Genomic DNA, 10,128 nt, shown 5'->3' with positions numbered 1-10,128 from the left:
GCGCGCGGTGCAGGCCGAACAGTATTTCCTCGAGCAGGCCGGCCGTTCCGATGAGGCCGTGGCGCTCGACCAGCTGCTCGACAAGCTTGAACTGCAGTACGCCGATGCCGATGAGGACGAGACCTCCGACGATCTGGTCATCGAATACGACATGCAGGAACTGAACGACGAGCTTATGGACAAGCTCGGCATCTCCGAGGACGACGCCCAGTACGCGCCGGACGATGAGGATGAGGACGATGCCGAGGCTGTGGACTCGAATGGCGAGACCGACGACGAGACCCAACTCGACGCTAAAGAAGCCAAGGAAGGCGCCGAATCCGACGATGAGCCGGCTGAAAACGCCGATAAGGATGTTGACGACGATTCCGAAGACACCGGCAAGGCCGATGCTTCGGAAGATGCCGACGATTCCGGTTCCGACAGCGAGTGAGGTGCACCCAGACGATGCTGAAATCCACGAATCGTCCACTGAGCGAAGCATATCAGTTGGCGTTGCTCGACCTTGACGGCGTGGTCTACCGTGGCAAGAATCCGGTGGAGCACGCGGCCGAGAGCATCCGCAAAGCCGAAGAACTCGGCATGACGGTGGAATACACCACCAACAACTCCTCCCGGCTGCAGGCCGTGGTGGCCGACCAGCTCAAAGGCTTCGACTTGGATGTCGAACCGTGGCAGGTCATCACCTCCTCTGTGGTGGCCGCGCGCATGGTGGCCCGTGAGGTGCCGCAAGGTTCGAAGGTGTTCGTGCTCGGCGCCCGCCATCTGCGTGAGGAGGTGGCCAAACAGGGGCTTGAGGTGGTCGATTCCGCCGAAGACAAGCCGGTGGCTGCGATTCAGGGCTGGTATCCGGACATGTCTTGGAACGAGATGGCGCAGATCGCCTACGCCGTCGAACAGGGCGCCACGTATTTCGTGACCAACCGGGATCTGACCATTCCCCGTGAGCTTGGCATCGCTCCGGGATGCGGTTCCATGATCATGGCCGTCATCAACGCCACCGGTGTGGAACCTGTGTCGTCCGCAGGCAAGCCGGAGTCCGCCATGTATGACGAGGCCAGGCTGCTCGCCGCGCATGACGGAACCGAACCCGTGGCCAAGGAAGCGTGCCTTGCCATCGGTGACCGGCTCGATACGGACATCGAGGCCGGCAATCGCGGAGGATACGATTCCTTGGCCGTGCTGACCGGTGTGACCAACCCGCGTGAACTGATGTTCGCTCCGGCGCATCTGCGCCCGACCTACATAGCCAAGGATTTGATCGGCCTCAACGAGCCGGCGCCCGAAGTCACGCACGAGGCGGGTGCTTGGATCTGCCGTGACGCGCAGGCGCGTGTCGACGGAGACAGGCTTTATGTCACCGACACCACCAGCGTAGACGGATTGCGCGCGGCATGCGCCGCCATGTGGGATGTCGCCGACCGCGGTCGTGATGTCTCCGACATGATTGTTCCGGAATTCCGGATCGCCTGACGGCGGCATATCCGTATGCGGGACATGCATGAAGATGCCGGCATCGTCGTTCGTCTCGATGTCGCGTTGGTGGAACGTGACGTCGTGGACAGCCGTTCCAAAGCACAACGTCTGATAGGCGATGGCAAAGTGAAGGTAAACGGCGTCACCGCGGTCAAGCCATCGATCAAAGTCTCGGACGGCGACTCGATTGACGCCGATCTGGGCGATGACTATGTTTCACGCGGCGCGTACAAGCTGGTCGGCGCGTTCGAACGGTTCACCTCCGCGGGGCTTATCTCAGCGCAGGGGCTCGATTGTCTTGACATCGGCGCATCCACCGGTGGCTTCTGCGACGTGCTGCTACGTCGTGGAGCCGCACACGTGATCGCTTTGGACGTCGGACACGGCCAACTTGACCCACGTATCGCGCATGACGGTCGGATCATTGAAATGAGCGGCGTCAATATCCGCGACGTCGAAGCGGATGACCTGCCGTACCGTCCGTCGATGGTCGTGTCCGACGTGTCGTTCATCTCATTGACGTATGTGATTCCCGTCATCGCACGCATCGCGGCACCCGGCGCGCAGATTGTGCTGCTGGTCAAGCCTCAGTTTGAAGTCGGCAAAGGCAATCTCGGCAAGAACGGCATCGTGGAAAGTGAAGCGTTGCGCGCGCAGGCTCTCCACACCGTCGTGGCCTGCGCGAAAGCCAACGGATTGGATGTGCGTGCCACGACGGTCTCGCCGATTGAAGGCACGCACGGCAACGTCGAATATCTGTTGTACGCAGTTGCGTGAGCCGTCAATGGCCTTCCGAGACGGACCTACGTATAAAGGTGTGACTCCCATATGTGAAAAATCCATATGGGAGTCACACCTTTATATGGTCCGGGAAGCGCTTCGTGGAACCGGTCAGCCCCTCAGGAACTTGTCAATCTGATCCTGCTTGCCCATGATGATGAGTTCGTCGTTACGGTGCATGATCAGTTCCTTCGACCCGTATTCGAACTCCTTGCCCGGAGACTTGATGCCGACCACGGTGATGCCGAACCGTTCATGCACGCGCGCGTCCTCTATGGTGTAGCCGACGACATGCGGGGGAGTGTGGATTTTCACGACGTTGTACGCGCCCTCAAGCTCGATGTAATCGAGATAGTTGCCGGACACCAGATGTCCCACGCGTTTACCGGCGTCGGTCTCGGCGTTGATGATGTGCCGCGCGCCGATGCGCTGCAGAATGCGTGCATGCTCCTTGGATACCGACTTGGCCCATATGTCGGAGATGCCCGCGTCAAGCAGGTTGCCGGCGGTGATGACGGACGCCTCAACGCTGTCACCGATGGCGACGACGGCGGTGTCGAAATCGGAGGCGTTGATCTGCTCCAACGACATCACGTCGGTCATGTCGGCCTGCACGGTGGGAATCTGCGAGGACCAACGGTTCACCAGCTCGCCGTCCTTGTCGACGGCAAGCACGTCCTGGCCCATCGCATCCAATGTGGTGGCCACGGAGCTGCCGAAACGGCCAAGCCCGACCACAAGAACGCTTCTGGTGTTGTTCGCCATGATTGTTCGTGTACCTTTCGAAGTTCTTTTTCGAATATCAAGTATAGGAAACCGGATTATCCGGTAGATTCAGCCGACCACAATCTGCTCGGTGGGGTAGCGCACCGTCTCCACGCTGCGCGGTCTGGAGATGGCATAGGCGATGGTGAGCGGTCCGAGCCTGCCGATGAACATGGTGGCGGCGAGGATGTACAGCACCACAGGGTTGGATTCATTGGCCACACCAACCGAATAACCGCCCAGACCGAACGCGGAGCATGTGTCGAACAGCGCGTTGCACAACGAGCAGCCCGTGATGGCCATCAATGCCATGGACACCACGGTGACGAGCATCAGGCAGGCGGCGCTCACGGCCACGGCGGTCATGATGGCCTGCGAGTGGATGCGGCGGTGGAACGCGTTGACATCCCTACGGCCGGTGAACGCCGCGCGACAGGTCAGCAGGATCACGGCGAACGTGGTGACGCGGATGCCGCCGGCCGTCGAGGTGCTGCCGCCGCCGATGAACATGACGATGGACAGGAACACCTTCGTCGCGTCGCTTACGCCCGGCATCCACGACAGGTCGAAACCTGAGCTGCGGGGCATGACGGCCGCCACCAGCGCATGCCACAGGCGAGGCTCCACTCCCTCCGTGGCGAACAGCAGCTTGTTGTTCCATTCCATGACGAGGAACCAGGTGAATGAGGCGAGCACGATGCAGAATGTCGTGGTCAACGTGAGCTTGGTATGCAGGCTCCAGCGCTTCGGCGGACGGTGCATGCGCCATGACCGCATGAGGTTCAACAGCACGGGGAAACCAAGCGTGCCGCAGAATGCGCTGATGAGGATAGGCAGGCCGACCGCCCAGTTGTTGACGTGTAATCCCGCGCCGTCGGGGGTAAATCCGGCGTTTTTGTACGCCATGACGGCGAAGAAAAGCGACTCCCATAAAGTATGACGGACATCGCCATGGTTGACCTTGTACAGGCCGGGGAACAATGCCACGAACGTGATGCCTTCGATGGTGAACGCGGTGGCGATGACCACGGTGAGCACGCCTCTGATCTCGCCGAGTTTCGTGGTGCCCAACTCATTGGCGGTGAGCAGCTTCTGTGTGGCCTTCAGATGATGGTTCACAGCCAAGGCGATGAGCGAGGCGAAGGTCATGACGCCAAGGCCGCCCATCTGCACGGAGAAAATGAGCACGGCTTGGCCGAACGCGGACCAATGCGTCGTCGAATTGACAATCGAGATACCGCACGTTGAAATCGCGGAGATCGCGGTGAAGAACGCAGTGGTGAACGTCGTCTTCTCACCTTTCGGCGTGGCGACTGGAGCGAGCAGCAGCGCTGTGGACAACGCGCCCAGGACAAGGAAGTACAGGATGGTCAGCCGTCCGGGGTGCGTGGTGAGTCTATGCATCAGACTGCGCTTGCGCGGCTTGCGATCCTCCGCCATGGCCTTCTCGAAGGTGTCTCCGGAGAACCACCAGGCGTAGCCATGCGAGGCCTCGCGATTGGAGGAGGACTCGTCAAAGACGAGGTTGGACATGCTGTTCCTCGCTCCTTATCTTCATGGATGGTCTTCGTTTCCTTGAGCTATTGTAGACGGTAGTGTGACGAACGGGGCGTCGGAGGGACCGTTCGGCCTGTCCGATGGGTTCGCGGGGAATCGACGGACGGGGTCGTGATGGTTGCGGATGCCGGCACGTCCATGTCGGGTTCCGGACACTCGCCGCCGTCGTTCGTTCATTTGTTCGATTACACTGGTAGGCGTTGGCGCCCGTCAGGGGCGCGTTGTGTACGAGAGTTCTTGGAAAGGGCTTGCGATGCTCGGTACCCGGCATGCGGTGGTGGTGACGCACACGCGTCTGCGCGAAAGCGGCACGGTGGTCGAGGAGGCCGTCGAACAGTTGAGACGCGCCGATTTCGAAGTGACGATTATCGACAACATCGAGGCGCCCGACTTCGGCACCAGGACTCCCGTGGTGCCGCCAAGCACTGAGATCGTGGTCGTGCTCGGCGGAGACGGCACCATCCTGCGCGCGGCCGAGCTGGTGCACTGCACCGAGGTCCCCATCCTCGGCGTGAACTTGGGGCATGTGGGTTTCCTGGCGGAATTCGAAAGCTTCCAGATGAGCGAGGCCATCCGCAGGATTGCGGAGCATGATTATTCCATCGACGAGCGCATGATCGCCCACGTCGACGTGTGGCTTCCCGGAGAATCGGAACCCATCGAGGATTGGGCGTTGAACGACATCACGCTGGAACGGGCCGACCGCGGCAAAATGGTGGAACTGTCCATCCGCGTCGATGACGTGGAGATGAGCTCCTTTGGATGCGACGGCGTGATCGTGTCCACGCCGACCGGTTCGACCGCCTACGCGTTCTCCGCGGGAGGCCCGATCATGTGGCCGAACGTGAAGGCCCTGCAACTGGTTCCATTGGCCGCTCACGCACTGTTCGCACGGCCGTTGATCATCGGTTCCGGCTCGACGTTTGCCATCGACATTCTTGAGGATTCCACGTCCGAGGGATGGATCTGCTGTGACGGACGTCGTCAGCGCGCCCTGCCGAAGGGCACGCGTGTCGAAGTACGGGAATCGAAAAGCACCTTGCGCCTGGCCCGTCTGTCCGGGGTGCCGTTCACGAACCGTCTTGTTACCAAATTCGATCTACCCGTCGTCGGGTGGCGGGAACAGGCGCGTAAGACGGATGGCACGCATCATGGGCATGCGTTCCCCGAAAAAGGCGATTGCGAAAGCGGGAAGTGACCGGGCATGCTGGAGGAACTTGAAATCCATGACCTTGGTCCGATTCGCTCCGCGTTGATCGCTCCGGCCGGCGGCATGACGGCGATTACTGGCGAGACGGGCGCGGGCAAATCGATGCTGCTCAGTGCGATTCGGCTGATTTCCGGAGGCCCTTCCGATGGTGGCCGTGTTTCCGTCGGTGCGCAGGAAGCGTGGGCGCAGGGCGTGTTCGAAGTCGCCTCGTCGCCGGCGGCGGTGGCCGCCGCCCGTGAGGCCGGTTTCGAACCGGAGGACGGCGAGCTGTTCCTGTCTCGCAAGGTGCCCGCCTCAGGCAGGTCTCGCAGCATGCTGTCCGGACGCAGTGTGCCGCGTTCCGTGCTTGCCTCCGTCGCCGCGGAATTGGTGACGATCCATGGACAGGCGGACCAGTTGCGTATCGCGACCGCCGCCCGCCAGCGCGAATTCCTGGACCGTTATGCGGGTGACGAGGTGGCGTTGGCCGCATATGGCAAGGCATGGAACGCGTTGCGTGCGATGGACGAGCGGCTGGAGCGTCTTAGCAACCAGGAATCGTCCATGCGGCAGCAGGCGGATTATCTACGCGAATCGATCGACCGCATCAACCGCGTCGACCCACAGCCGGGAGAGATGGACGAATTGCGCGCGCGGCGCGACCGCATCGAGAATTCGGCCGAGATCGCCGAGGGGGTGGCCAGCGCGTTGGGCGCGCTGGACGCCTCGCAAGTGACGGACGACGTCGAATCGTCAAGTGCCGCCGATCTGATCGATCATGCGGCGCAGGCATTGCGCGCCATCCACGTCGGAGGAGTGTTCTCCGAACTCGCCGACCGATTGGATTCCATCAGCACCGATCTGTCCGATGTGGTGTTCAGCCTGTCCGGCGAAGTGGACAACGAGGCGGGCGTGGAGGATCTGGACGCCATCAACGGACGCATCCACGAGCTGGACGAACTGACCAGACGGTGGGGACCGGAACTGTCCGATGTGATCGCATGGAGGGACAAGGCCGTATTCGATCTGGAGGACTTGGACGCTTCTCCGGAGAAAGTCGGACAGCTCGAGGCGGAACGCGCGGGACTGCTCGACGACGCGAAGAAGGCCGCGCGGGCGGTCGGCAAAAGACGCAGGGCCGCGGCCAAGGAACTGGCTTCCAAAGTGACTGCGGAACTTGGTTCGCTGGCCATGGGAGGATCAAAACTGGAGATCCGCGTGACCGAACGCGCCAAATTGGATTCCACAGGCACGGATGATATCGAATTCCTTTTCACGCCGTTTCCGGGCTCGCCCCAGTTGCCGATGGGCAAAAGCGCGTCCGGCGGCGAGCTGAGCCGTCTGATGCTCGCGCTCGAACTGGTGGCCGCGGAAAAACATGTGGTGGCGGGCGGAACCGTGCCGCCGATGACGTTCATCTTCGACGAGGTCGATTCGGGCGTGGGCGGCAAGGCGGCCGTGGAGCTGGGCGCGCGCCTGGCAAAACTCGCCCAATCCGCGCAGGTGCTGGTCGTCACGCATCTGCCGCAGGTCGCATCCTGGGCGGACGAGCAGTACGTGGTCGCCAAAAGCGCGACCGACGACGGATCCGTCGAAACCACGATCAACCAGGTGCGTGGCGAGGCCCGTGTCCACGAGATCGCGCGCATGCTTTCCGGAAGTGAAAGCGAGGCGTCGCTGGAACATGCCGAGGAGCTGCTCAGGTCGTCGGTGCTTGACTGACCGTCATGCGTCCGGCGCAAATCGGTCAGGGAAATATAGAAATATATATAGGAATACCATAACCAGCAAAGGAGCCTACATGGCACAGGAAACCGCGGAGAACCAAGGCAAGGGCGCCATTTTCGATCTTGACGGCACTCTGCTCGACTCCATGGGCGTGTGGGATCAGGTGGATATCGATTTCCTTGCCAAACGTGGCATCGAAGTGCCCGAGGACTACATGCGGAAGGTGGCCGCCATGCAGTTCCGTCAAATCGCCGAATATACGATCGCACGATTTTCACTGCCGGACACTCCCGAGGCGCTGATGGAGGAATGGGACCGTATGGCACGTGTCATGTACGCGACTGCGGTCGAGGCCAAGCCGCATGCATGTGAATATCTGGCAGCATTGAAGGCGAGCGGCGCGAGACTCGCCGTGGCCACGTCGTTGCCGCCGCAGTTGCGTGAACCGGCCATGAGACATGTGGGCATCCTCGACTTTTTCGATGAGGTGGTCAGCGTCGACGATGCTGGAGACGTCGGTAAGGACCAGCCGGATGTGTATCTCCTGGCCGCAACGCGTCTTGGCGTCGAACCGACCGACTGCACCGTGTTCGAGGATCTGCTAATCGGCATGCGATCGGCGAAATCCGTCGGCATGCACGTGTGGGCCATGCATGACGATTCGTCCGACGCCGACTGGCCGGAAATCTGCGAACTGGCGGACGGCGTCATGTTCGACTTCCATGAAGCGCCGACGCGCCTGTAGTTCAGTCGCTTCCGGCCGTCCCGGCATCAGGCTTGGATGGCGGACGTTTTTTGACCGGGTCTGATGCCGCATGAAGGTCATGATTGCTCCCTGTACGCCTTCTCGAACATGCCAAGCAGGTCCAACAGGCTGATACCAGAGGCTTTGGCCTCTATGGATGCCTCGCGGAACCTGTCCATGATGCGTTCTTCCGCGCGTTCCCTGATGAGCTCGTTGCCGTGATCCATGACGAATGCGCCTTTGCCCTGTATGTTCTTCACGAGACCTTCGTCCGCCAATTCGTTGTACGCCTTGGACGCGGTGAGCACGCTGATGTGCAGATCGCCGGCAAGCTTGCGGAGTGAGGGGAGCGCGTCGCCTGCCTGCAGTTCTCCTGAAACGATCGCGGATCTGATTTGGCTCTTGATCTGCTCGTAAATCGGCTCTTCGGACGCGGACGAGATGTTCAGCTTCAAGCTGTGCCTCCTTTTGCCGGTGATATGTTCTTCTGATGCACAGTCGCACACTAACTGTTAAGTAGTTATATATAACAGTAATACAGATATGTGAAATGCTGTTATAGTGTTTTGCATAACAGCATAAATCTTTCACGTCAGAAGCACATGCGGTGCCAGAAACCTGGTTTTTTACCGGCGTTGGAAAAACCGTCGTGATCCGCCAAAGGAATGACGGATCGTTCCATTCGATGCGCGTCCGCCGATGAGACGGGTTAGTCGGGAGATGAACGGCTCGTCCGTGTCACGCGTTCTTCGAATGGATGACACGACGGAAGGACAGATAGATCAGCCATGCCATCGGCATCGACAGCATGAACATTGGATAGAACCATGCGATAGGCAGATGACCGTAGAAGACGCCAGCCAGCATGGGACCCAACGTCATACCCAAGTCGATGCCCATATAGTAGGTGCTGTTGGCCAAGCCGCTACGAGCGCGCCCCGCGATCACAACAGCTTGTGCCTGCGTCACGGAACTCATCAGACCGTAGCTGGCGGCCATCGTGACGCCCGCCACGAGCAGATACCAGCTGTTCGTCATGAACGTGAGGGAAGACAGCATCGCCAGCATGGACAATGAGCAGACGGTAAGCCAGAACCGGAAGCTCTTCGAGTCGAACAGGTTGCGAAGCGTGAGACGCAACAGCAGCAATGCGACGGCGTAGAAGACGAAGAACAGGTCGGATGAGACATACAGATGCCGGGCGAAAATGTAGTCGACCAGGAACGATTGGTTCGCGAAATAGGGAATCGCGAACATCATGAACACCGCAGCCAAGGGAATTACCTTCGGTTCGACCAGATTGCGCAGTCGGAGACGGTGCCGCAGCATATGCGATGCGGATCGATCGGATTGCGATTCGCGGGATGAATCCGATGCGGGTGAACCGCCCGCCGTTTGCATGGTGACGGTCTTGCGTGCCGGCTTGCCGCCGTTCCTCACCAGCAGCACGGTCACGAACGCGCATGCATTGAGTGTCAGCGACGCGACGAACGTCCATCGATAGCCAACTGCCGTCTGCAGACGGATGCCAAGTGCCGGACCGACCGCGATCGCCAGCGCGTTGACGATGCCATACAATCCCATGCCGGCACCCATATGCCTGATCGGCAGCAGCAGCGACACCCAAGTGGCAAGACAGACGGTGCCGCAAGCGAAGCCGAGTCCGTTGACCATGCGGGCCGCGATCAGCATACCTGTCGATTGCGCGGCGCAGTACATGACGCCCGCCACGATGTATAGCGCTGTGCCGACGGCCACCAGCAGACGCTTGCTGACCAGATCCGACAAATTGCCGGCTATCGGACGGCAAAACAGGGAGACGAAGCTCATCGCTCCCGCGATCACACCCATCAGCGAGCCGGTTGCTCCCATCGACTCCCCATAGCCG

Annotated in this window: 9 protein-coding genes and 1 pseudogene; 6 read left to right on the top strand and 4 right to left on the bottom strand. The window is 60.5% G+C overall.

Features of this window, described 5'->3' with window-relative positions:
* The 3 genes and pseudogenes from ACR0P8_RS07435 to ACR0P8_RS07425 form a co-directional block, all read left to right on the top strand.
* Positions 1-433 (top strand): annotated as a pseudogene (locus ACR0P8_RS07435) (helicase); the annotation flags it as partial.
* Positions 434-447: 14 nt separating this feature from the next.
* Positions 448-1,473, top strand: coding sequence for an HAD-IIA family hydrolase (locus ACR0P8_RS07430; RefSeq protein ID WP_432624481.1), 1,026 nt, complete (start codon positions 448-450; stop codon positions 1,471-1,473).
* A gap of 24 nt (positions 1,474-1,497) precedes the next feature.
* Positions 1,498-2,253 carry a TlyA family RNA methyltransferase gene (locus tag ACR0P8_RS07425; protein WP_432624482.1) on the top strand — a complete coding sequence of 252 codons (756 nt, stop codon included), beginning with the start codon at positions 1,498-1,500 and terminating at the stop codon, positions 2,251-2,253.
* 114 nt (positions 2,254-2,367) lie between these two features.
* Here ACR0P8_RS07425 and ACR0P8_RS07420 read toward each other — a convergent pair whose 3' ends face one another.
* Both ACR0P8_RS07420 and ACR0P8_RS07415 read right to left on the bottom strand, forming a co-directional pair.
* Positions 2,368-3,021, bottom strand: a complete 654-nt coding sequence (locus ACR0P8_RS07420; protein ID WP_432624480.1) for a potassium channel family protein — start codon at positions 3,019-3,021, stop codon at positions 2,368-2,370.
* A 69-nt stretch (positions 3,022-3,090) separates the two neighbouring features.
* Positions 3,091-4,554, bottom strand: coding sequence for a potassium transporter TrkG (locus ACR0P8_RS07415; RefSeq protein WP_432624479.1), 1,464 nt, complete (start codon positions 4,552-4,554; stop codon positions 3,091-3,093).
* Positions 4,555-4,831: 277 nt separating this feature from the next.
* On the opposite strand from ACR0P8_RS07415, the gene ACR0P8_RS07410 reads away from it, so the two are divergent.
* The 3 genes from ACR0P8_RS07410 to ACR0P8_RS07400 all read left to right on the top strand — a co-directional run bounded on the left by ACR0P8_RS07410 (position 4,832) and on the right by ACR0P8_RS07400 (position 8,240).
* Positions 4,832-5,776: an NAD kinase gene (locus ACR0P8_RS07410; protein WP_432624478.1), complete on the top strand. Its 945-nt coding sequence runs from the start codon at positions 4,832-4,834 to the stop codon at positions 5,774-5,776.
* Between the two features lie 6 nt (positions 5,777-5,782).
* Positions 5,783-7,489 (top strand): DNA repair protein RecN, encoded by a 1,707-nt coding sequence (gene recN / locus ACR0P8_RS07405; RefSeq protein WP_432624477.1) that lies wholly within the window; start codon positions 5,783-5,785, stop codon positions 7,487-7,489.
* 79 nt (positions 7,490-7,568) lie between these two features.
* Entirely contained in the window at positions 7,569-8,240 is a 672-nt protein-coding gene (locus ACR0P8_RS07400) for an HAD family hydrolase (RefSeq protein WP_432624476.1), read from the top strand.
* A gap of 77 nt (positions 8,241-8,317) precedes the next feature.
* On the opposite strand, the gene ACR0P8_RS07395 is transcribed toward ACR0P8_RS07400, so the two are convergent.
* A complete protein-coding gene (locus tag ACR0P8_RS07395) occupies positions 8,318-8,695 on the bottom strand; it encodes a GntR family transcriptional regulator (protein WP_432624475.1) in 378 nt (125 codons plus the stop codon).
* 283 nt (positions 8,696-8,978) lie between these two features.
* A partial coding sequence (locus ACR0P8_RS07390) for an MFS transporter (protein ID WP_432624474.1) occupies positions 8,979-10,128 on the bottom strand: 1,150 nt, incomplete at its 5' end.

The sequence above is a fragment of the Bifidobacterium sp. genome, assembly GCF_050874245.1.
Classification (GTDB): Bacteria; Actinomycetota; Actinomycetes; order Actinomycetales; family Bifidobacteriaceae; genus Bifidobacterium.
Note: the sequence above shows the minus strand (reverse complement) of the source record. Positions and strands in the feature narration are given on the sequence as shown.

Bases quoted from the DNA above. Each gene is read 5' to 3' on its own strand.
- ACR0P8_RS07415 (WP_432624479.1), bottom strand. From the start codon at position 4,554: ATGTCCAACCTCGTCTTTGACGAGTCCTCCTCCAATCGCGAGGCCTCG.
- recN (WP_432624477.1), top strand. From the start codon at position 5,783: ATGCTGGAGGAACTTGAAATCCATGACCTTGGTCCGATTCGCTCCGCG.
- ACR0P8_RS07400 (WP_432624476.1), top strand. From the start codon at position 7,569: ATGGCACAGGAAACCGCGGAGAACCAAGGCAAGGGCGCCATTTTCGAT.
- ACR0P8_RS07425 (WP_432624482.1), top strand. From the start codon at position 1,498: ATGCATGAAGATGCCGGCATCGTCGTTCGTCTCGATGTCGCGTTGGTG.
- ACR0P8_RS07420 (WP_432624480.1), bottom strand. From the start codon at position 3,021: ATGGCGAACAACACCAGAAGCGTTCTTGTGGTCGGGCTTGGCCGTTTC.
- ACR0P8_RS07430 (WP_432624481.1), top strand. From the start codon at position 448: ATGCTGAAATCCACGAATCGTCCACTGAGCGAAGCATATCAGTTGGCG.
- ACR0P8_RS07410 (WP_432624478.1), top strand. From the start codon at position 4,832: ATGCTCGGTACCCGGCATGCGGTGGTGGTGACGCACACGCGTCTGCGC.